We start from the raw sequence: 20,960 nt of genomic DNA on the forward strand, positions 1-20,960 counted from the left end.
CTTTCAAACTTTCGTTTGAAATCTGCCGGTTATGGTTTACGCCCGGTCGCTACAATATACACTTCACGCGAACGAGCGCGGGAAGAGTCCGGCTTACGAACTTTGACCTTCGTAAACAGGGAGCGAATTTCTCGAAGATACTCATCGAAGCCTTCGCCCTGGAACACCTTCACTACAAAACTACCACCTGGCGCTAATACATCACGAGACATTTCAAGCGCCAGTTCTACCAGATACATAGCCCGGGGAATATCCACCGCCGGTGTTCCGCACATATTCGGCGCCATATCGGACATGACAACTTGGACTTTACTGTCGCCCACTCGCTCAAGTAACGCTTTCAGGACTAATTCATCACGAAAATCGCCCTGAAGGAAGTCCACACCAACGATTGGATCCATTGGTAAAAGATCGCAAGCGATGATGCGGCCGCTGTTGCCGATCTGCGTGACCGCATACTGCGACCAGCCACCGGGAGCAGCACCGAGGTCGACTACCGTCATCCCCGGCTTAAAAATTTTGTCACTTTGCTGTATTTCATCAAGTTTAAACCAGGCACGGGAACGTAACCCCTTTTTCTGTGCCTGTTGAACATATTTATCGCTAAAGTGTTCCTGAAGCCAGCGGCTTGAGCTGGCAGAACGCTTTTTACCTGTCATTTAACATTCCCGTTCGGGTTCATCGTACTTTACTGCGTAAAAATCGACGCGGTAGTTTGGCGATATATGGGAGATGGCGGTAGAATGACCCGTTTTCAATCCCAACGTAAGCAAAAAAATACGATGAATCTGAGTACTAAACAAAAACAGCACCTGAAAGGTCTGGCACATCCGCTCAAGCCGGTAGTTATGCTTGGCAACAATGGTTTGACCGAAGGGGTACTGGCCGAGATCGAACAAGCGTTAGGGCACCATGAACTCATCAAGGTGAAGATCGCCTCAGAAGATCGCGAAACAAAAGCCTTGATCGTGGAAGCCATCGTACGCGAAACCGGCGCCTGTAACGTACAGGTCATCGGTAAAACGCTGGTTCTGTACCGCCCAACGCCAGAGCGTAAAATCTCGCTGCCACGCTAAGAATATCCTGAATCTCGACACAACTTTGTGTAAAACGAGGGATTTCTGCGGCCAGGCGAGCAAAATGCCATGCTCCTGACGTTGATAAAAGGCCGCTATGCGGCCTTTTTCCTTTCTTTACAATCTATAAACATCGTAGCGGGAAATACGCCTTACAGGTATTCAACCTTGGTAATTTCGTATTCCACTTCCCCACCCGGGGTACGGATAGTCACGACGTCATCCTGCTCTTTGCCGATCAGACCGCGGGCGATCGGCGAGTTCACGGAGATCAGATTCTGCTTAAAATCAGCTTCGTCATCGCCCACGATGCGGTAGGTCTGTTCCTCGTCGGTATCGAGGTTCAGCACGCTGACGGTAGAACCAAAAATCACCCGGCCGTTGTTCGGCATTTTGGTGATATCGATAACCTGCGCGTTAGACAGCTTCGCTTCGATATCCTTGATACGCCCCTCGCAGAAACCCTGCTGCTCACGCGCGGCGTGATACTCGGCATTCTCTTTCAGATCGCCGTGTTCACGGGCCTCAGCAATAGCGGCAATGATTTCAGGACGACGCACAGACTTCAGATAATCCAGTTCTTCGCGCAGTTTTTCAGCGCCACGTAAGGTCATCGGAATCGCTTGCATTAGTTATACCTCTTTATCATTCCTTCAGGGAACGGATAGCTCCGCTCCGCCACCTGTCCTGCCCACGGGCAGGACACGAGCAAAAAGAAACCGACCCGGGAAACACTCCCCAGGTCAGCAGCAATTTTTCATTTGATGGGTATTTTACCCCGAAGTTCATTATGGGTCATCGTTTACTTTACTGGGCGTTGCACCGTAGTATGACGGCCTGGCTTCAGGTTGTTAGCGCGAGATTATGCGATTTCCCAGATTTATCATCGGATTGACCGCCGGTATAGCGCTTAGCGCTCAGGCGGCGAATATTGACGAGTACATCAACCAGCTTCCCGCCGGTGCGAACCTTGCCTTTATGGCGCAAAAGGTCGGCGCATCGACGCCGGAAATCGACTATCACAGCCAGCAAATGGCGCTCCCGGCCAGTACGCAAAAGGTCATCACCGCGCTGGCGGCTCTGCTGCAACTGGGGCCCGATTTTCGCTTTACCACCACGCTGGAAACCAAAGGTTCCCTTGACGGCGGCGTGCTGAAAGGCGACCTGATTGCACGCTTCGGCGGCGATCCGACGCTTAAACGGCAGGATATTCGCAATATGGTGGCGACGCTGAAAAAAGCCGGCGTGCAGCGTATCGAAGGCAATGTGCTCATCGATACCTCGGTCTTCGCCAGCCATGACAAAGCGCCCGGCTGGCCGTGGAACGACCTTACGCAGTGCTTCAGCGCCCCGCCGGCGGCGGCGATTGTCGACCGTAACTGCTTCTCTGTCTCGCTGTATAGCGCGCAGAAACCGGGCGATGTCGCCTTCATTCGCGTTGCATCCTATTATCCGGTCACCATGTTCAGCCAGGTGCGAACGCTAGCGCGTGGCTCATCGGAAGCGCAGTATTGCGAGCTCGACGTGGTGCCGGGCGATCTCAATCGCTATACTCTCACCGGCTGCCTGCCGCAGCGTAGCGAGCCGCTGCCTCTGGCCTTCGCCATTCAGGATGGCGCCAGCTACGCCGGAGCGATCCTCAAAGCCGAGCTGGCCCAGGCGGGGATCACCTACAGCGGCACGCTGCTGCGCCAGACGCTGGCCAATGAGCCCGGCACCGTGCTGGCAACCAGCCAGTCGGCTCCGCTGCACGATCTGCTGCGGATCATGCTGAAGAAGTCAGACAACATGATTGCCGACACCGTCTTTCGCACCATCGGCCACGCCCGGTTCGGCGTACCTGGCACCTGGCGGGCGGGCTCCGATGCCGTACGGCAGATCCTGCGTCAACAGGCTGGGGTCGATCTCGGCAACACTATCATCGCCGACGGCTCTGGCCTGTCGCGCCACAACCTGATCGCCCCGGCGACCATGATGCAGGTGCTGCAGTATATCGCCCAGCACGATACCGAGCTCAACTTCATCTCCATGCTGCCGCTGGCGGGCCATGACGGATCGCTGCAGTATCGCGCCGGTCTTCATCAGGCGGGCGTCGATGGTAAAGTCTCGGCGAAAACCGGGTCGCTCCAGGGGGTTTACAACCTCGCAGGCTTCATCACTACCGCCAGCGGACAAAAGGTGGCCTTCGTGCAATATCTCTCCGGATACGCCGTGGAGCCAGCTGATCAGCGCAATCGCCGCATCCCACTGGTCCGCTTTGAAAGCCGCTTGTATAAAGATTTGTACCAGAACAATTAAAACAAAAGGGCCGCATCAGATGCGGCCCTTTTTGATCCAGAGAAGTCAGGATTAGCGTTTGTAGATGAATTCGACGCCTTCTTCGTCGTCCTCATCCCAGTCGTCATCCCAGTCTTCGTCATCTTCTGCTTCGGCTTCGGCCTCTTCAAGCTGCTGACGGTGATAGTCGTCCCACATAAACTCGACTTTCTCCGGCTTCTGCTCTTCTTCCGCCTGCACGATCGGGTTTTCGATGATGAAGGTCATCACGTCCCAGCACAGCTCTTTCACGCCCTGCTGGCTGGCCGCGGAGATCAGGTAGAATTTCTCTTCCCAACCCAGCGCTTCAGCAATCGCTTTGGCTTTGGCTTCGGCTTCGGCCTTGTCCATCAGGTCAATCTTGTTGAAAACTAACCAGCGTGGTTTGGAGGCTAGCTTCTCGCTGTATTTCTCCAGCTCGCCGATGATAATGCGCGCATTCTCAACCGGATCGGAGCCGTCGATCGGATCGATATCGATGAGGTGCAGCAGTACGCGGCAGCGCTCGAGGTGCTTGAGGAAGCGGATACCGAGGCCTGCCCCTTCCGCTGCGCCTTCAATCAGCCCCGGGATATCGGCAACTACGAAGCTCTTTTCATTGTCCATACGCACCACGCCCAGGCTTGGCACCAGGGTGGTAAACGGATAGTCAGCCACTTTCGGCTTGGCGGCGGAGACCGCACGGATGAAGGTGGATTTGCCGGCGTTCGGCATGCCCAGCATCCCGACATCGGCCAACAGCATCAGCTCCAGCTGCAGGTCGCGTTTATCACCCGGGGTACCCATGGTTTTCTGACGCGGCGTACGGTTAACGGATGATTTGAAACGGGTGTTGCCCAAACCGTGCCAGCCGCCTTTCGCCACCATCAGACGCTGACCGTGTTTGGTCATATCGCCCATGGTCTCGCCGGTGCCCTGATCGATAACCCGGGTGCCGACCGGCACTTTTACCGTCACGTCTTTACCGCGCTTACCGGTACAGTCGCGGCTTTGACCATTCTGCCCACGTTCGGCGCGGAACGATTTTTCAAAACGGTAGTCGATCAGGGTGTTCAGGTTCTCGTCCGCTTCCAGCCAGACATCGCCGCCATCGCCGCCATCGCCGCCGTCCGGACCGCCTTTCGGAATATACTTTTCGCGGCGGAAGCTTACGCAACCATTGCCGCCGTCACCTGCTACGACCAGGATCGTTGCTTCATCTACAAACTTCATTTTACTCTCCGTAAATCATTCGCCTGAGCGGGGCAGCGGTACTACCGCCTCTCGCTTACGCCAACGTCCCCAAAGACGATGACCGATGGCGGAATACATCGCGCCCGCAACCACGACAAACGCACCGAGATAACCAATCAGGTTTAACATCGGTCTGGCGAAAACATCGGGCCAGGCCATTGATAATAAATCAGAAAACAGTAGCGTAAACAGTGGCGTCAAGGTGATTAACGCGCTGACCTGCGCCGCCTGCCAGCGCGCCATGGCTTCCGCCAGCGCCCCGTAGCCGACCAGGGTATTCAGCCCGCAAAAAATCAGGCATGCCAGTTGCCAACTGCTTAACCGGGAAATCACTCCGGGCTCAGCAAGCGGCAGTAATGCAATCGTACACAAAGTGTACAGCAAAAATAGTATCTGCTGTGATGCCAGACGGCGCAATAACACCTTTTGCGCGACGCCGTAGCTTACCCACACCGTAGCGGCAGCAACGCCGAAAATTACCCCCCACGTGTAGTCCGTCAGGCGGGTAAAGATTTCAATCAGACTGGTATTGAAGAACATCACCAGCCCGCTGAGCAGCATCAACGCGCCCACCACCTGGGTGCCGCGCATGCGCTCTTTCAGAATTACGACGCTAGCCACCATCATCCCCACCGGCGATAGCTGGCCGATGACCTGAGAAGCCGTGGGGCTGAGGTATTGCAGGGAAGAACTAAACAGGATGAAGTTACCGAACAGACCGCCGGTGGCAATCGCTAATAACACCAGCCAGCGCGGCTTGCGAAAAATTCGCATCGGCGGCAGTTTGCCTTTGATCGCGAGGATCGCGCCAAGCCCAATGCTGGCCATCAGGAAGCGATAAAAGACCACCGTAGGCGGCGCCATCACCTCGAGAACCTGTTTCATTGCAATCGGCAACGCTCCCCAACACATCGCGGTGGTAAGCGCCAGAATAATGCCAATCCCAGCCTGCTGCTTCATGCCTGTTTCCCTGCAAAAATTTTCCGGTAGACGAATGTAAAAAGCCCCGCAACGTGTTGCGGGGCTTTCATCCGTTACCGGGACGCGAAAAACTTATTCAGCAACGATGCTGATGAATTTACGGTTTTTCGGGCCTTTAACTTCGAACTTGACTTTACCGTCAGTCAAAGCGAACAGAGTGTGGTCACGGCCGCAACCAACGTTGGTACCAGCGTGGAATTTAGTACCACGTTGACGAACGATGATGCTACCTGCCAGAACTGCTTCACCGCCGAAACGTTTTACGCCCAGACGTTTAGCTTCTGAATCGCGACCGTTACGAGTCGAGCCGCCAGCCTTTTTATGTGCCATTTAAATCTACTCCTCAGGTCTTAGGCGCTGATGCCAGTGATTTTCACATCAGTGAACCACTGACGATGGCCCTGCTGCTTACGATAGTGTTTACGACGACGAAACTTAACGATTTTAACTTTCTCGCCACGACCGTGAGCAACAACTTCAGCTTTGATTACGCCGCCCTCAACGAAAGGAACGCCGATCTTGATTTCTTCACCGTTTGCGATCATCAGCACTTCAGCGAATTCAACAGCTTCGCCAGTTGCGATGTCCAGCTTTTCCAGGCGAACGGTCTGACCTTCGCTTACTCGGTGTTGTTTACCACCACTTTGGAAAACCGCGTACATATAAAACTCCGCTTCCGCGCACCTCTTTATGTGATTCAGAGTGCGCTATAAATATTCACAATAGGGCGCGAATATTACGCAAAACGCGAGCCTTTGACAAGAGCGATTAGCGATCAATGCAGAAAAAAAACACAACTTTCACGACAACGTTTATCTACGGCAATTTTTCAGTACAATCATATCTTCTTTTAATTCTGTCTTAATCCTTCTGTGATCCCACCTGGATTCATGGTAACAGGACATTTGGCCCGGCTTTTGCGATGAATTTAGAAAAAATCAATGAGTTAACCGCGCAAGATATGGCGGGTGTCAATGCGACGATTCTTGAGCAACTCAACTCCGATGTTCAGCTTATCAATCAGTTAGGCTATTACATCGTCAGCGGCGGCGGCAAACGCATTCGCCCGATGATTGCTGTGCTCGCCGCACGCGCGGTGGGCTATCAGGGGAGCGCGCATGTCACCATTGCCGCGCTGATTGAATTTATTCATACCGCCACCCTGCTGCATGACGACGTCGTCGATGAGTCTGATATGCGTCGCGGCAAAGCCACGGCCAATGCGGCGTTTGGCAATGCCGCCAGCGTGCTGGTCGGCGATTTTATCTATACCCGCGCCTTTCAGATGATGACCCAGCTGGGCTCACTGAAGATCCTTGAGGTCATGTCGGAAGCGGTGAACGTCATTGCCGAAGGCGAAGTGCTGCAGCTGATGAACGTCAATGACCCGGATATCACCGAAGAGAACTACATGCGCGTTATCTACAGCAAGACGGCGCGCCTGTTTGAAGCTGCCTCGCAGTGTGCGGGACTGCTGGCCGACTGCACTGCGGAAGAAGAGCGCGCGTTGCAGGATTATGGCCGCTATCTCGGCACCGCTTTCCAGCTAATCGACGATTTACTCGATTATAGCTCTGACGGCGAGCGGCTCGGTAAAAACGTCGGTGACGACCTGAACGAAGGTAAACCCACGCTACCGCTGCTGCACGCCATGCACCATGGCACACCCGATCAATCAGCGATGATCCGCGGTGCGATCGAGCAAGGCAACGGCCGCCATCTACTGGATGCTGTGCTGGAAACGATGGCGACCTGCGGTTCGCTGGAATGGACGCAGAAGCGTGCCGAAGAAGAAGCTGACAAAGCCATTGCCGCGCTGCAGATCCTCCCGGACACGCCCTGGCGCGAAGCCTTGATTGGGCTGGCGCATATTGCAGTCCAGCGCGATCATTAATCCCCCCCTCCTTTCCCGCGCGACGCGCGGGAAAGTTCCAGTAAAATGCCATTTCTCTCCCTAAACTTCCGAATATCTTGATAGATTCTGAATATTCCGGCGCTTTAACAGAACTTGTTAGAACCCTACATAGTACGCGGGTATAGTGTCTCTATCGCCCATGTGGGACGATCTGGACCTTTAACACCAGGAGAATTTATGGATAAGTTCATCGACTGGCATCCCGCAGATATTGTTGCGGGATTACGTAAACGGGGAACATCGCTGGCGGCAGAGTCGCGACGGCACGGACTAAGTTCTTCAACGCTGGCGAACGCCCTGACCCGCCCCTGGCCGAAAGGCGAATTGATTATCGCCACAGCGCTGGAAACGCAGCCGTGGGTCATCTGGCCGTCACGCTACCACGACCCGGTGACTCATGAGTTTATCGACAGAACGCAGATGATGCGTCAGAAGAAGATCGACAAGTGATGTGATTGCTCGACAGCGCCCCGGAACAACGTCCCGGGGCGCTGTCAGGACGCGGTTACTCGCCCTTCACGCGTTGAATATTGGCGCCCAAGGCCTGCAGTTTATCTTCGATACGCTCATAGCCGCGATCGATATGATAGATGCGATCGACGATGGTGGTCCCTTCAGCGATACAGCCGGCCAGCACCAGGCTCGCCGACGCGCGCAAATCGGTCGCCATCACCTGCGCGCCAGAAAGCTGCTTCACGCCGTGACAGATAGCGGTATTGCTCTCGATCTCCGCGTGCGCGCCCATACGGATCAGCTCCGGAATGTGCATGAAGCGGTTTTCAAAGATCGTTTCGGTGATCACGCCGGTCCCTTCCGCTACCAGGTTAAGCAGCGTGAACTGGGCCTGCATATCGGTCGGGAAGCCCGGGTGCGGCGCGGTACGCACGTTGACCGCTTTCGGACGGTTGCCGTGCATATCGAGGCTGATCCAGTCTTCGCCCGTTTCGATGTCAGCCCCGGCGTCGCGCAGCTTCGCCAGTACGGCATCCAGGGTATCCGGCTGCGCGTTACGGCAGAGGATCTTGCCGCCGGAAATCGCCGCGGCCACCAGGAAAGTCCCGGTTTCAATACGGTCAGGCAGCACACGGTAGACGCCGCCGCCCAGGCGCTGCACGCCTTCGATGGTAATGCGATCGCTACCCTGGCCTGTGATTTTTGCGCCCAGCGCGTTCAGGAAGTTGGCGGTATCGACAATCTCCGGCTCGCGAGCGGCGTTTTCAATAATCGTCGTTCCCTCCGCAAGCGTCGCTGCGCTCATGATGGTTACGGTGGCGCCGACGCTCACCTTATCCATCACAATATGCGCGCCTTTCAGGCGACCGCTGACCGAGGCTTTGACATAACCTTCTTCCAGTTTGATCTCGGCGCCCAGCTGCTCCAGACCGCTAATATGCAGATCGACCGGACGCGCGCCGATAGCGCAGCCGCCAGGCAGAGAAACTTGCCCCTGACCGAAACGTGCCACCAACGGGCCCAGCGCCCAGATAGAGGCGCGCATGGTTTTCACCAGATCGTACGGAGCACAGAATACATCGACCGGGCCGGCGTCAATCCATACCGAACCATTGCGCTCGACCTTCGCGCCCAGCTGGCTCAGCAGCTTCATGGTGGTATCGATGTCTTTCAGCTTAGGTACGTTTTGGATCTCTACCGGCTCTTCGGCAAGCAGCGCGGAAAAGAGGATTGGCAGGGCGGCGTTTTTTGCCCCGGAGATGGTGACTTCACCCTGAAGGCGAGTCGGCCCCTGAACACGGAATTTATCCATTGATTCTGTTCTCTATTAAAAATTCACATACGCTGCAGGGGATCCCCCACAGCTTAGAAGCCATTGAGTTTGCGGTCTCGCGCCCACTCCTGCGGAGTAAAGGCCTTGATCAACAGCGCATGGATGCGGTTGTCGGCAATATATTCCATCAGCGGCGCGTAGACGCTCTGCTGCTTTTTCACCCGACTCATGCCATCGAACATCTCACCCACAGCAATAACCTGAAAGTGGCTGCCATCGCCAGAGACGTGGACTTCCTGGAGGGGGAGTGCGTTCATCAGCACGGTCTGAATTTCATGATTTTCCATGGGCTCAAATTTATCTGATAGTGAAAACAGCCCAACATCTTAGAGGAAAGTGGCGCGGTCTTAAACAAGCAAAAAGCCCCGGCGAAAAGATTGCCAGGGCTTTCGGAATAGCTTCAGTGCTAAGGCACTGAAAAGATTATCAGATCAGATCGGCAGGCAGGTTGTAAAGACCGATCAGCGTTTGCAGGTTTTCGCTCTTGCCGACCAGCTGCGCTTCCCGGCCCTGACGGCGAATCAGCGCCATAAAATGCACTAACAGCGCCAGGCCCGCGGTGTCCACGCGCGTGGTCTGACTGAGATCGATGATCGCCGTTCCCGCCGTCGCCTGGGCGCGCGCCTCCCAGAGCGGGACCAGCAGATCCTGATCCAGCTCCCCGTGCAGCGCCAGCGTCTCGCCCTCGCGAGTCCAGCTCAGCTGCCCGCTCATTATTTTTTCTGTTCCAGGGTGATCGGCTGCGCAGAGATCGCTTTCAGCTGCGCGGTCAGGCCATCAACGCCCTTGGTGCGCAGCAGATCGCTCCACTCATTCTGTTTGGTGGTGATCATGCTCACCCCTTCCGCGATCATATCGTAGGCCTGCCAGTTGCCGGTCTGGGTATTTTTACGCCACTGGAAGTCAAGACGTACCGGCGGACGACCGTTCGGGTCGATGATAGTGACGCGGATCGGAACGATGGTTGCGCTGCCCAGCGGCTGCTCCGGAGCAATCTGGTAAGTCTGCCCATGGTACATCGCCAGCGCCTGACCGTAGGCCTGCTTCAGGTATTCACGGAAGGCGGCAAAATAGGCCTCACGCTGCGCAGGGGTCGCTTCTTTGTAATAGCGGCCCAGCACCAGCGCGCCGGCATATTTCACCTGTACATACGGCAATAACTCCTGGTCGACGATGTCGCGCAGATAGTTAGGATTAGCTTTAATCTTCGGCTGTTCATTCTTCAGGCGATCGAAGGTTTTCTGCGCCGCTTCATTCATCAGCTTATACGGATTGGACTGATCTGCAGCCTGGACGGCGGTCAGCGGGGCAATCACCAGCATGGCGACCATGAGTAAGCGTTTAAACATATCGTATTTCTCCTGAAATTAATGCGTCGTGCCGGCTGCCGGCGTCGCGTCAGTATGACCTTCTGCCTCGGCCTTATCATTGCCAGAATTCTGATTGTCGCCGCCCTTACTGTTATAAAGGAACTGACCAATCAGATCTTCCAGCACCATGGCGGACTTGGTGTCCTGGATAGTGCCGCCGTCTTTAAGGATAGTCGTCCCGAGGTCCGGGTCTTCAAAACCGACGTTCAGCGCCAGGTACTGCTCGCCCAGCAGGCCAGAGGTGCGGATCGCCAACGAACTGGTATCCGGGATATGGTTGTAGCGCTCATCGATATCGAGCTCCACGCGTGGCAGATAGGTTTTCGGATCGAGCGTAATGTCCGCTACCCGCCCCACTACCACGCCGCCGATGCGCACCGGCGAGCGCGCCTTCAGGCCGCCGATGTTATCGAAAGTCGCATAAAGGCGATAAGTCGGCTCGGTGCGTAGCGAGGTGACGTTCGCCGCCTTCAGGCAGACAAACAGCGCCGCCAGCAGCGCCACCAGTAAGAACACCCCTACCCAGATTTCAGTTTTTTTCGTTTGCATGAACTCAATTCCCAAACATCAGCGCAGTCAGCACAAAATCCAGCCCCAGAACCGCCAGCGACGCATGCACCACGGTACGCGTTGTCGCCCGGCTAATCCCGGCGGAAGTGGGGATAGCGTCATAACCATTAAATAACGCAATCCAGGTTACCGTAATAGCGAACACCAGACTCTTAATCAGGCAGTTCACCAGATCCATTCGCCAGTCGACGGCATTTTGCATCGCGGTCCAGAAAAAACCACCGTCAATGCCTTTCCAGCTCACACCCACCAGCGCACCGCCCCAGATCCCTACCGCGACGAAGATAATCGTCAGCAGCGGCAGCGAAATGACACCGGCCCAGAAGCGTGGGGAAATGACGCGACGCAGCGGATCCACCGCCATCATCTCCATACTGGAGAGCTGTTCCGTGGCCCGCATCAGGCCAATCTCGGCGGTCAGCGCCGACCCGGCGCGGCCGGCAAACAGCAGCGCGGCGACCACCGGCCCCAGCTCACGCAGCAGCGACAGCGCCACCAGCATGCCAAGACTGGTCTCTGCGCTGTAGGTGGTTAACACCAGATACCCCTGCAGCCCGAGCACCATACCGATAAACAAGCCCGATACAATGATAATCAGCATCGACAGGACGCCGACGTTATAGAGTTGACGAACCAGCAGCGGCGCGTGCTTGCGAAACTCTGGTTTGCCGACAACGGCGTTGAAAAGCATTAATCCGGCGCGTCCAAACGTCGCGGTGGTTTTAATACCGCGATGACCTAGCGCGGCCAGCGCATTAAACAGCATGAGTCGCTCAACTCCCTATGCCTAATAAATCATGGTGATAGTCGCCAGCAGGATAACGGAACGGCACCGGACCGTCGGCAATACCATCAATGAACTGACGAACCCGAGGATCGGTATTCTCCCGTAGCGACTGGGCGCTACCGTGGGCGACAATCTTTTTATCCGCCACGATATACGCGTAGTCCGCAATACTAAGCACCTCGGGCACATCGTGCGAAACCACGATGCAAGTGACACCCAGCGTGCTGTTGAGTTCAGAAATCAGCTTCACCAGCACGCCCATAGTGATGGGATCCTGCCCGACGAACGGTTCGTCGAACATAATCAGATCCGGCTCCAGGGCAATGGCTCTCGCCAGGGCGGCGCGGCGCGCCATCCCACCGGAAAGCTCAGAAGGCATTAACTTCGCCGCACCGCGTAGCCCCACCGCTTCCAGCTTCATCATCACCGTCGTATGCAGCAGCGCAGGCGGCAAATGCGTATGTTCGCGCAGCGGATAGGCAACGTTGTCAAAGACATTGAGATCGGTGAACAGCGCGCCGGACTGGAACAGCATGCTCATCCGCTTACGCACCGTATAAAGACGCGAACGCGTCATCTGCGGCACGTTCTCGCCATCAAACAGGATCTCTCCCCTGTCCGGCGGGATCTGGCCGCCGATCAGGCGTAACAGGGTAGTCTTGCCGATCCCCGAAGGTCCCATGATCGCAGTAATTTTACCGCGCGGCACCGACAGCGAGATGTCGTCGAAGATCACACGATCGCCGCGTGAAAAGCGGATACCGCGCACTTCAACTAAATTCGCCTGAGTTTGGCTCATAAAATCATCCTTACTAAACACCTGACGGGCAAGCATGGCCCTTTCTTGCGCCACAATCACAACATTTTTACAGAATCTTACCTGCACAGGTTAGCGAAAGCTGGCATTTGTTTTACTTTTGGCACACATAAAGTCAAAATTAAGAATTCGTTACGCTGCGTAGGGATAACCCAGCGAGGCGACGATTATACCTGAAGAAAGGACTTTAGATGCTCTTAGCGACGGCTCTGTTAATTATTGGTTTATTGCTGGTTGTCTACAGCGCCGATCGTCTGGTCTATGCCGCCTCCATCCTGTGTCGTATGTTGGGGATCCCGCCCCTGATCATCGGCATGACAGTGGTCAGTATCGGCACCAGCCTGCCTGAGATCATGGTCGCCACCACGGCCTCGCTGCACGGGCAGACCGATCTGGCGGTCGGCACCGCGCTCGGATCTAATATCACCAATATCTTATTGATCCTCGGTCTCGCCGCCTTACTCAGGCCATTTACCGTGCATTCTGATATTCTGCGCCGCGAATTACCGCTAATGTTGCTGGTCAGCGTGCTGGCGGGACTGGTGCTCTACGATGGACAACTGACCCGTCTCGACGGGCTATTTTTACTGGCGTTAGCGCTTCTGTGGCTGCTGTTCACCATCAAAATCGCTCGCCTGGCGGAGCGCCAGGGAAGCGATAGCCTGACCCGCGAACAGCTGGCGGAGCTGCCACGCGAAGGGTCGCTGCCGGTCGCCCTGCTCTGGTTAGGGGTAGCGATGATCGTCATGCCGATGGCGACCCGCATGGTGGTGGATAACAGTACAGTGCTGGCAAACTATTTCGCCATCAGCGAACTGACCGTCGGCCTGACGGTGGTGGCGATAGGCACCAGCCTGCCGGAGCTGGCCACCGCCATCGCCGGGGCGCGGAAAGGGGAAGATGATATTGCCATCGGCAATATCATCGGCGCCAATATCCTTAATATCGCACTGGTGCTGGGTTTACCGGCGCTGATCGCGCCGGGGAGCTTTGCGACCGAAGCCTTCACTCGCGATTATGGCGTGATGCTGCTGGTCAGCCTGATCTTCGCAGTGCTGTGCTGGCGCCGTCAGCAGCAGCCGGGACGACTGGTTGGCGCGCTGCTGGTCGGCGGCTTTGTGGTTTGGTTGGCGATGCTGTTTTGGACAGCACCGCTCTTCGTTGAATGATTCGGGATAACATCATGTCGCAAATAGATTTGCCCACGGATTTTGACTTTCAACAGGCAGGCCGTCAGGTGCTGGAAATTGAACGTGAAGGTCTGGCCCAGCTCGATCAATACATAAATGAAGACTTTACCCATGCCTGCGAAACGATTTTCCGCTGCGGCGGGAAAGTCGTGGTGATGGGGATGGGCAAATCCGGCCACATCGGCCGCAAAATGGCGGCAACCTTCGCCAGTACCGGCACCTCGGCATTTTTTGTGCACCCCGGCGAAGCGGCGCACGGTGATTTAGGTATGGTCACCCCACAGGATGTGGTAATTGCGCTGTCGAACTCCGGCGAATCGAATGAAATCCTCGCGCTGATCCCGGTCCTCAAGCGCCAGCAGGTGAAGCTTATCTGTATCACCAGCCGGCCGGAGAGCAGCATGGCGCGCGCGGCGGATATCCATCTGTGCGTGAAAGTGCCGAAGGAGGCCTGCCCGTTAGGACTGGCGCCCACGTCGAGCACCACCGCCGCGCTGGTGATGGGTGATGCCCTCGCCGTCGCCCTGCTGGAAGCCCGCGGCTTTACCGCTGAGGATTTCGCCCTGTCGCATCCGGGCGGCGCACTCGGCCGTAAGCTGTTGCTGCGGGTCAATGATATTATGCATACCGGTGATGAAATCCCGCACGTCGGCCTGCAGGCGACCCTGCGCGATGCGCTGCTGGAAATCACGCGTAAAAATTTAGGCATGACCGCTATCTGCGATGACGATATGAACATCATCGGTATTTTTACCGACGGTGACCTGCGCCGGGTCTTCGATACCGGCGTTGATATGCGCGATGCCAGCATTGCCGACGTCATGACCCGGGGAGGTATCCGCATCCGCCCCGGCACTCTGGCGGTGGATGCGCTAAACCTGATGCAATCCCGTCATATCACCTGCGTGCTGGTTGCCGATGGCGACCATCTGCTGGGTGTGGTACATATGCACGATCTGCTGCGCGCGGGCGTAGTGTAAGTAAGGAAAAAATAATGAATAATGCTGATGCTCAGTTAGCGACCTGCTACGGGCCGGTAAGCCAGGCGTTTGTCGATCGCGCGGCGAAGATCCGTCTACTGATCCTTGATGTCGACGGTGTATTATCCGACGGGCTTATCTATATGGGTAATCACGGCGAGGAGCTGAAAGCGTTTAACGTCCGCGATGGCTATGGTATCCGCTGCGCGCTGACCTCGGGTATTGAAGTGGCGATTATTACCGGGCGAAAAGCTAAACTGGTAGAAGATCGCTGTCAGACGCTGGGCATTACGCATTTGTACCAGGGGCAGTCGGACAAGCTGCTGGCGTTCCGCGATCTGACGGACAAACTGCACGTGCGGCCGGAAGAAGTCGCCTACATCGGCGACGATCTTATTGACTGGCCGGTGATGGCCGAAGTGGGCCTTAGCGTCGCCGTCGCCGATGCGCATCCGCTGCTGCTACCGCGGGCGAATTATGTCACGCGAATTAACGGCGGACGCGGCGCGGTACGCGAAGTCTGCGATTTGTTACTATTGGCGCAGGGCAAGTTGGATGAGGCCAAAGGGCAATCAATATGAGTAAAACCAGACGTTGGGTTATCATTTTACTGTCGCTGCTCGCGCTGATCCTTATCGGCCTGAATCTGGCGAATACGGACGACACGGCCCAGCCGGAGGTCAATCCTAACGACCCTACGTATAAAAGCGAACATACCGACACCGTGGTATACAGTCCGGAAGGCGCCCTGAGCTATCGGCTGATTGCCGAGCACGTGGAATATTTTTCCGATCAGGAGGTCTCCTGGTTTACCAAACCGGTGATGACCACCTTTGATACTAACAAGGTGCCTACCTGGTCGGTCAGAGCAGACAAAGCGAAGCTGACGAATGACCGGATGCTCTATCTTTACGGGCACGTTGAGGTGAATGCGCTCGCGCCAGATTCTCAACTGCGCAAAATTACGACGGATAACGCCCAGATAAATCTGGTAACGCAGGACGTTACCTCCGATGACATGGTGACGTTATACGGCACCACATTTAATTCCAGCGGCCTGAAAATGCGTGGAAACCTTCGCAGCAAAAATGCCGAGCTGATTGAAAAGGTGAGAACCTCTTATGAAATTCAGAACAAACAAACTCAGCCTTAAGATTGCGCTCGCCGGCGCGTTACTGGCCGCCAGCCTGCCGGCCCTCGCCAAGACGGGCGATACCGATCAGCCGATCCATATCGAGTCCGATCAGCAGTCGCTGGACATGCAGGGCAATGTCGTCACCTTCACCGGTAACGTGGTCGTGACCCAGGGGACGATCAAGATTAACGCTGATAAAGTGGTGGTCACCCGTCCAGGCAACGAGAAAGGCAAAGAGGTGATCGAAGGTTTCGGTAACCCGGCTACTTTCTATCAGATGCAGGATAACGGCAAGCCGGTAAAAGGCCGGGCGTCGAAAATGCGCTACGAGCTGCAGAACGATTACGTCGTGCTGACGGGCAACGCTTATCTGGAACAGCTCGACAGCAACATCAAGGGCGACAAGATCACCTATCTGGTGAAAGAGCAAAAAATGCAGGCCTTCAGCGATAAAGGTCGACGCGTCACCACCGTTCTGGTGCCGTCCGAGCTGCAAGACAAAAGCGGCAACCAGCAAAAGAAGAGTAACTAATCCGTTATGGCAACCTTAACTGCGAAGAATCTCGCTAAAGCGTATAAAGGCCGCCGCGTGGTGGAAGATGTCAGTCTCACCGTTAACTCGGGCGAGATTGTCGGCTTGCTCGGCCCGAACGGCGCCGGTAAAACGACCACCTTCTACATGGTGGTCGGGATTGTGCCCCGCGACGCAGGCAATATCATCATCGATGACGAAGACATCAGCCTGCTGCCGCTGCACGCGCGCGCGCGACGGGGCATCGGCTATCTGCCGCAGGAAGCGTCGATTTTCCGTCGCCTCAGCGTCTATGACAACCTGATGGCGGTCCTGCAGATCCGTGACGATTTAACCAGCGAGCAACGGGAAGATCGCGCTAAAGAGCTGATGGAAGAGTTTCATATTGAGCACCTGCGCGACAGCCTCGGTCAGGCGCTCTCCGGTGGTGAACGCCGCCGCGTCGAAATCGCCCGCGCGCTGGCGGCGAATCCGAAATTTATTCTTCTGGATGAACCCTTTGCCGGCGTGGATCCGATCTCCGTTATCGATATTAAACGCATCATTGAGCACCTGCGCGACAGCGGTCTCGGCGTTCTGATTACCGACCATAACGTCCGTGAGACCCTCGCGGTCTGCGAACGCGCGTATATTGTCAGTCAGGGACACCTTATCGCTCATGGTACACCGCAGCAGATCCTCGAAGATGAGCAGGTTAAGCGCGTGTATCTTGGGGAAGACTTCAGACTCTGATAGGGTAGAGATTACAGACGTTTTAGCCGGAGATATTTACCCTGAACATGAAGCAAGGTTTGCAATTAAGGCTTAGCCAACAGCTTGCCATGACGCCGCAGCTGCAGCAGGCGATTCGTTTGCTGCAGTTGTCCACGTTAGAACTCCAGCAAGAGCTCCAGCAAGCGCTGGAAAGTAACCCGTTGCTTGAGCAAACCGATCTTCACGACGAGGTAGAGGCAAAAGAGGTGGAGGACCGCGAGTCCCTCGATACCGTCGATGCGCTTGAGCAAAAAGAGATGCCCGACGAACTGCCTCTCGATGCCAGCTGGGATGAAATCTATACCGCTGGCACGCCGTCGGGTAACGGCGTCGACTATCAGGACGACGAGCTTCCCGTCTATCAAGGCGAGACCACCCAGACGCTGCAGGACTATCTGATGTGGCAGGTTGAGCTGACGCCTTTCACCGACACCGACCGCGCTATTGCCACCTCTATCGTCGACGCCGTCGACGATACGGGCTACCTCACGATTCAGATTGAAGATATTGTCGACAGCATCGGCGATGACGAGATCGGCCTGGAGGAGGTGGAAGCGGTCCTCAAGCGAATCCAGCGTTTTGATCCGGTTGGCGTCGCAGCGAAAGATCTGCGCGACTGCCTGCTGATCCAGCTGTCGCAATTTGCTAAAGAGACGCCGTGGCTGGAAGAGGCCCGGCTGATTATCAGCGACCATCTTGATCTGCTGGCCAACCATGATTTCCGCACTCTAATGCGAGTCACCCGCCTGAAAGAAGAGGTGCTTAAAGAGGCGGTCAATCTGATCCAGTCCCTGGATCCTCGCCCTGGCCAGTCCATTCAGACCAGCGAACCGGAATATGTCATCCCGGATGTGCTGGTGCGCAAGGTGAGCGGCCGCTGGACCGTCGAGCTCAACGCCGACAGCATTCCACGGTTGAAAATAAATCAGCAGTATGCGGCAATGGGCAACAGCGCCCGCAATGACGCCGACGGCCAGTACATTCGCAGCAATCTGCAGGAAGCCCGCTGGCTGATTAAAAGTCTGGAAAGCCGCAACGATACCCTGCTGCGCGTCAGCCGCTGCATCGTAGAGCAGCAGCAGGCTTTTTTCGAACAGGGTGAAGAGTATATGAAGCCGATGGTGCTGGCCGATATCGCCCAGGCCGTCGAGATGCATGAATCGACGATTTCCCGTGTCACCACGCAAAAATATCTGCACAGTCCGCGCGGTATTTTTGAACTGAAGTATTTCTTCTCCAGCCATGTGAATACCGAAGGCGGAGGCGAAGCCTCGTCGACGGCGATTCGCGCGCTGGTGAAGAAGCTCATCGCCGCGGAAAACCCCGCGAAACCGTTGAGCGACAGTAAGCTCACCTCCATGCTGTCCGAGCAGGGTATTATGGTGGCGCGCCGCACTGTCGCGAAGTACAGAGAGTCTTTATCCATCCCGCCGTCAAACCAGCGTAAACAACTGGTCTGACATAACCGATAAGGAAGACACTATGCAGCTCAACATTACAGGACACAACGTCGAAATTACGCCTGCGATGCGCGAATTCGTTACGGCGAAGTTCAGCAAGCTGGAGCAATTTTTCGACCGGATCAATCAGGTCTATATTGTGTTAAAAGTAGAGAAAGTGACGCAAATTGCGGACGCGAATCTGCATGTCAACGGTGGCGAAATCCATGCCAGTGCGGAAGGGCAGGATATGTATGCGGCTGTCGATGGTCTTATCGACAAGCTGGCAAGACAGTTAACGAAGCACAAAGATAAACTAAAACAACACTAATTGTCCGGGCCCCCTTGCGCCCGCCGCTGGATATCATCGGCGACGGGCGCGGGGGCGCTCAGGTGAAATTATGATGAACAACGATTCGGCTCTACAACTGAGCAACGTCCTGAACCAGGAATGTACCCGTAGCCAGGTGCACTGCCAGAGCAAGAAGCGTGCTCTGGAAATCATCAGCGAACTGGCCGCCAAACAGTTAAGTTTGCCGCCGCAGGTGGTGTTCGAAGCGATCCTCACCCGCGAAAAAATGGGCAGTACCGGGATCGGCAATGGTATTGCCATTCCCCACGGAAAACTGGAAGAGGATACGCTGCGTGCTGTCGGCGTTTTTGTCCAGCTGGAAACCCCCATCGCCTTCGACGCGATCGACAATCAGCCTGTCGACCTGCTGTTCGCGCTGCTGGTGCCGGCCGACCAGACAAAAACTCACCTGCATACGCTCTCCCTGGTGGCCAAACGGCTGGCGGACAAAGCGATTTGTCGTCGCCTGCGCGCGGCGCAGAGCGATGAAGAGTTGTATGAGATCATTACCGAAGCAGGAAGCAGCGATGACGCATAACGGCAGTCGCACCTTATCCTTTATCGTACTGAGGAGAAACGGTACATGGTACTGATGATCGTCAGCGGCCGCTCGGGCTCGGGGAAATCCGTCGCTCTGCGAGCGCTGGAAGATATGGGCTTTTACTGCGTGGATAACCTGCCGGTCGTGCTGCTGCCCGACCTGGCGCGGTCGCTGGCTGACCGTAATATCTCCGCGGCCGTCAGCATCGACGTGCGTAACATGCCGGAATCCCCGGAGATCTTCGAGCAGGCGATGCAGAATCTGCCGGAATGTTTTTCTCCGCAGCTGCTGTTCCTTGATGCCGACCGCAATACCCTGATCCGCCGGTACAGCGATACCCGTCGCCTGCACCCGCTCTCCAGCAAGAATCTTTCGCTGGAAAGCGCCATCGACGAAGAGAGCGATCTGCTGGAGCCCCTGCGCTCCCGCGCCGATCTGATCGTCGATACGTCGGAAATGTCGGTGCATGAGCTGGCCGAGATGCTGCGTACCCGACTGCTGGGTAAACGCGAGCGTGAACTGACGATGGTCTTCGAATCCTTCGGCTTCAAGCACGGTATTCCGATCGATGCCGATTACGTCTTTGACGTGCGCTTTCTGCCCAACCCGCACTGGGATCCGAAACTGCGTCCAATGACCGGCCTGGATAAACCAGTGGCCGCCTTCCTCGATCGGCACACTGAAGTGCACAACTTTATTTATCAGACCCGAAGCTATCTTGAGCTATGGTTACCGATGCTGGAGACCAACAATCGCAGCTATCTGACGGTGGCCATTGGCTGTACCGGCGGTAAACATCGTTCGGTTTATATTGCTGAACAACTGGCTGACTACTTCCGCTCGCGCGGCAAGAACGTGCAGTCTCGTCATCGGACGCTGGAAAAACGTAAATCATGACCGTAAAGCAGACCGTTGAAATCACCAATAAGCTGGGCATGCACGCCCGCCCGGCGATGAAGCTGTTCGAACTGATGCAGAATTTCGATGCCGAAGTACTGCTGCGCAACGATGAAGGCACGGAGGCGGAAGCCAACAGCGTGATTGCCCTGCTGATGCTGGACTCGGCGAAAGGGCGACAGATAGAGGTGGAGGCCAGCGGTCCGCAGGAAGTTGAAGCCCTCGCCGCGGTGATTGCCCTGTTTAACGCTGGCTTTGACGAAGACTAAACGTGACGCTTCCCGGCGACG

28 protein-coding genes are annotated in these 20,960 nt (G+C 55.9%); 15 read left to right on the plus strand and 13 right to left on the minus strand.

The annotated features are described in order from the left end of the window. Positions 1 to 29: 29 nt before the first annotated feature. The gene (rlmE, locus tag HMPREF3140_RS03750) at positions 30 to 659 is read right to left on the minus strand and encodes a 23S rRNA (uridine(2552)-2'-O)-methyltransferase RlmE (RefSeq protein ID WP_002918373.1); all 630 of its coding nucleotides are present in this window, start codon (positions 657 to 659) and stop codon (positions 30 to 32) included. Between the two features lie 123 nt (positions 660 to 782). Between rlmE and yhbY the strand changes: the two genes are divergently transcribed. Next, a complete protein-coding gene (yhbY, locus tag HMPREF3140_RS03755; protein ID WP_002918374.1) occupies positions 783 to 1,076 on the plus strand; it encodes a ribosome assembly RNA-binding protein YhbY in 294 nt (97 codons plus the stop codon). 152 nt (positions 1,077 to 1,228) lie between these two features. Here the strand turns inward: yhbY and greA are convergent, their stop codons facing one another. Next, on the minus strand, positions 1,229 to 1,705 hold the full coding sequence (greA, locus tag HMPREF3140_RS03760) for a transcription elongation factor GreA (RefSeq protein WP_002918375.1): 477 nt from the start codon (positions 1,703 to 1,705) through the stop codon (positions 1,229 to 1,231). Between the two features lie 235 nt (positions 1,706 to 1,940). On the opposite strand from greA, the gene dacB reads away from it, so the two are divergent. Next, positions 1,941 to 3,374, plus strand: coding sequence for a serine-type D-Ala-D-Ala carboxypeptidase (gene dacB, locus HMPREF3140_RS03765; protein ID WP_004149937.1), 1,434 nt, complete (start codon positions 1,941 to 1,943; stop codon positions 3,372 to 3,374). A gap of 51 nt (positions 3,375 to 3,425) precedes the next feature. Here the strand turns inward: dacB and cgtA are convergent, their stop codons facing one another. The 4 genes from cgtA to rplU form a co-directional block, all read right to left on the minus strand. Next, positions 3,426 to 4,604, minus strand: a complete 1,179-nt coding sequence (gene cgtA / locus HMPREF3140_RS03770) for an Obg family GTPase CgtA (protein WP_002918377.1) — start codon at positions 4,602 to 4,604, stop codon at positions 3,426 to 3,428. A 15-nt stretch (positions 4,605 to 4,619) separates the two neighbouring features. Further along, on the minus strand, positions 4,620 to 5,585 hold the full coding sequence (locus tag HMPREF3140_RS03775) for a DMT family transporter (RefSeq protein ID WP_004149938.1): 966 nt from the start codon (positions 5,583 to 5,585) through the stop codon (positions 4,620 to 4,622). Positions 5,586 to 5,678: 93 nt separating this feature from the next. Continuing rightward, positions 5,679 to 5,936, minus strand: a complete 258-nt coding sequence (gene rpmA / locus HMPREF3140_RS03780; RefSeq protein ID WP_002434222.1) for a 50S ribosomal protein L27 — start codon at positions 5,934 to 5,936, stop codon at positions 5,679 to 5,681. Positions 5,937 to 5,956: 20 nt separating this feature from the next. Beyond that, complete coding sequence (rplU, locus tag HMPREF3140_RS03785) at positions 5,957 to 6,268, minus strand: 50S ribosomal protein L21 (protein WP_002918379.1); 312 nt, start codon at positions 6,266 to 6,268, stop codon at positions 5,957 to 5,959. Between the two features lie 260 nt (positions 6,269 to 6,528). Here rplU and ispB point away from each other — a divergent pair, with 260 nt between their 5' ends. Both ispB and sfsB read left to right on the plus strand, forming a co-directional pair. Continuing rightward, complete coding sequence (ispB, locus tag HMPREF3140_RS03790; protein ID WP_004144907.1) at positions 6,529 to 7,500, plus strand: octaprenyl diphosphate synthase; 972 nt, start codon at positions 6,529 to 6,531, stop codon at positions 7,498 to 7,500. A gap of 198 nt (positions 7,501 to 7,698) precedes the next feature. Beyond that, positions 7,699 to 7,971, plus strand: coding sequence for a DNA-binding transcriptional regulator SfsB (gene sfsB, locus HMPREF3140_RS03795; protein WP_002918381.1), 273 nt, complete (start codon positions 7,699 to 7,701; stop codon positions 7,969 to 7,971). 55 nt (positions 7,972 to 8,026) lie between these two features. Here the strand turns inward: sfsB and murA are convergent, their stop codons facing one another. The 7 genes from murA to mlaF all read right to left on the minus strand — a co-directional run bounded on the left by murA (position 8,027) and on the right by mlaF (position 12,833). Beyond that, positions 8,027 to 9,286 (minus strand): UDP-N-acetylglucosamine 1-carboxyvinyltransferase, encoded by a 1,260-nt coding sequence (gene murA / locus HMPREF3140_RS03800; protein WP_002918382.1) that lies wholly within the window; start codon positions 9,284 to 9,286, stop codon positions 8,027 to 8,029. 53 nt (positions 9,287 to 9,339) lie between these two features. Further along, positions 9,340 to 9,594 (minus strand): BolA family iron metabolism protein IbaG, encoded by a 255-nt coding sequence (ibaG, locus tag HMPREF3140_RS03805; protein WP_070552851.1) that lies wholly within the window; start codon positions 9,592 to 9,594, stop codon positions 9,340 to 9,342. 139 nt (positions 9,595 to 9,733) lie between these two features. Then, a complete protein-coding gene (gene mlaB, locus HMPREF3140_RS03810) occupies positions 9,734 to 10,021 on the minus strand; it encodes a lipid asymmetry maintenance protein MlaB (RefSeq protein ID WP_004185850.1) in 288 nt (95 codons plus the stop codon). After that, entirely contained in the window at positions 10,021 to 10,656 is a 636-nt protein-coding gene (gene mlaC / locus HMPREF3140_RS03815) for a phospholipid-binding protein MlaC (protein ID WP_002918386.1), read from the minus strand. The genes mlaB and mlaC overlap by 1 nt, the downstream gene beginning before the upstream one ends. A gap of 18 nt (positions 10,657 to 10,674) precedes the next feature. Beyond that, the gene (mlaD, locus tag HMPREF3140_RS03820) at positions 10,675 to 11,226 is read right to left on the minus strand and encodes an outer membrane lipid asymmetry maintenance protein MlaD (RefSeq protein ID WP_002918387.1); all 552 of its coding nucleotides are present in this window, start codon (positions 11,224 to 11,226) and stop codon (positions 10,675 to 10,677) included. Between the two features lie 4 nt (positions 11,227 to 11,230). Next, entirely contained in the window at positions 11,231 to 12,013 is a 783-nt protein-coding gene (gene mlaE / locus HMPREF3140_RS03825; RefSeq protein ID WP_004150949.1) for a lipid asymmetry maintenance ABC transporter permease subunit MlaE, read from the minus strand. 7 nt (positions 12,014 to 12,020) lie between these two features. Beyond that, positions 12,021 to 12,833 (minus strand): phospholipid ABC transporter ATP-binding protein MlaF, encoded by an 813-nt coding sequence (gene mlaF, locus HMPREF3140_RS03830; protein ID WP_004150950.1) that lies wholly within the window; start codon positions 12,831 to 12,833, stop codon positions 12,021 to 12,023. 209 nt (positions 12,834 to 13,042) lie between these two features. On the opposite strand from mlaF, the gene HMPREF3140_RS03835 reads away from it, so the two are divergent. The 11 genes from HMPREF3140_RS03835 (at position 13,043) to npr (ending at position 20,939) form a co-directional block, all read left to right on the plus strand. Continuing rightward, the gene (locus HMPREF3140_RS03835; RefSeq protein WP_004149949.1) at positions 13,043 to 14,020 is read left to right on the plus strand and encodes a calcium/sodium antiporter; all 978 of its coding nucleotides are present in this window, start codon (positions 13,043 to 13,045) and stop codon (positions 14,018 to 14,020) included. Next, on the plus strand, positions 14,017 to 15,021 hold the full coding sequence (kdsD, locus tag HMPREF3140_RS03840; protein WP_004144922.1) for an arabinose-5-phosphate isomerase KdsD: 1,005 nt from the start codon (positions 14,017 to 14,019) through the stop codon (positions 15,019 to 15,021). The genes HMPREF3140_RS03835 and kdsD overlap by 4 nt, the downstream gene beginning before the upstream one ends. 14 nt (positions 15,022 to 15,035) lie before the next feature. Continuing rightward, the gene (gene kdsC / locus HMPREF3140_RS03845; protein ID WP_002918405.1) at positions 15,036 to 15,602 is read left to right on the plus strand and encodes a 3-deoxy-manno-octulosonate-8-phosphatase KdsC; all 567 of its coding nucleotides are present in this window, start codon (positions 15,036 to 15,038) and stop codon (positions 15,600 to 15,602) included. Next, positions 15,599 to 16,174 (plus strand): LPS export ABC transporter periplasmic protein LptC, encoded by a 576-nt coding sequence (gene lptC, locus HMPREF3140_RS03850; protein ID WP_002918413.1) that lies wholly within the window; start codon positions 15,599 to 15,601, stop codon positions 16,172 to 16,174. The genes kdsC and lptC overlap by 4 nt, the downstream gene beginning before the upstream one ends. Beyond that, positions 16,143 to 16,688, plus strand: coding sequence for a lipopolysaccharide ABC transporter substrate-binding protein LptA (lptA, locus tag HMPREF3140_RS03855; protein ID WP_002918415.1), 546 nt, complete (start codon positions 16,143 to 16,145; stop codon positions 16,686 to 16,688). Before lptC ends, lptA begins: the two co-directional genes overlap by 32 nt. A gap of 6 nt (positions 16,689 to 16,694) precedes the next feature. Next, entirely contained in the window at positions 16,695 to 17,420 is a 726-nt protein-coding gene (gene lptB / locus HMPREF3140_RS03860) for an LPS export ABC transporter ATP-binding protein (RefSeq protein WP_002918417.1), read from the plus strand. Between the two features lie 47 nt (positions 17,421 to 17,467). Further along, positions 17,468 to 18,901: an RNA polymerase factor sigma-54 gene (gene rpoN, locus HMPREF3140_RS03865; protein ID WP_004149952.1), complete on the plus strand. Its 1,434-nt coding sequence runs from the start codon at positions 17,468 to 17,470 to the stop codon at positions 18,899 to 18,901. Between the two features lie 22 nt (positions 18,902 to 18,923). Beyond that, entirely contained in the window at positions 18,924 to 19,211 is a 288-nt protein-coding gene (gene hpf / locus HMPREF3140_RS03870; RefSeq protein WP_002918423.1) for a ribosome hibernation promoting factor, read from the plus strand. Between the two features lie 70 nt (positions 19,212 to 19,281). Next, a complete protein-coding gene (gene ptsN / locus HMPREF3140_RS03875; protein ID WP_004144926.1) occupies positions 19,282 to 19,770 on the plus strand; it encodes a PTS IIA-like nitrogen regulatory protein PtsN in 489 nt (162 codons plus the stop codon). 45 nt (positions 19,771 to 19,815) lie between these two features. Continuing rightward, the gene (gene rapZ / locus HMPREF3140_RS03880) at positions 19,816 to 20,670 is read left to right on the plus strand and encodes an RNase adapter RapZ (RefSeq protein WP_002918428.1); all 855 of its coding nucleotides are present in this window, start codon (positions 19,816 to 19,818) and stop codon (positions 20,668 to 20,670) included. After that, positions 20,667 to 20,939, plus strand: a complete 273-nt coding sequence (gene npr, locus HMPREF3140_RS03885) for a PTS phosphocarrier protein NPr (RefSeq protein WP_002918431.1) — start codon at positions 20,667 to 20,669, stop codon at positions 20,937 to 20,939. Before rapZ ends, npr begins: the two co-directional genes overlap by 4 nt. The last annotated feature ends 21 nt before the right edge of the window (positions 20,940 to 20,960 follow it).

Source organism: Klebsiella sp. HMSC16A12, from assembly GCF_001808265.1.
Taxonomy (GTDB): Bacteria; Pseudomonadota; Gammaproteobacteria; order Enterobacterales; family Enterobacteriaceae; genus Klebsiella; species Klebsiella pneumoniae.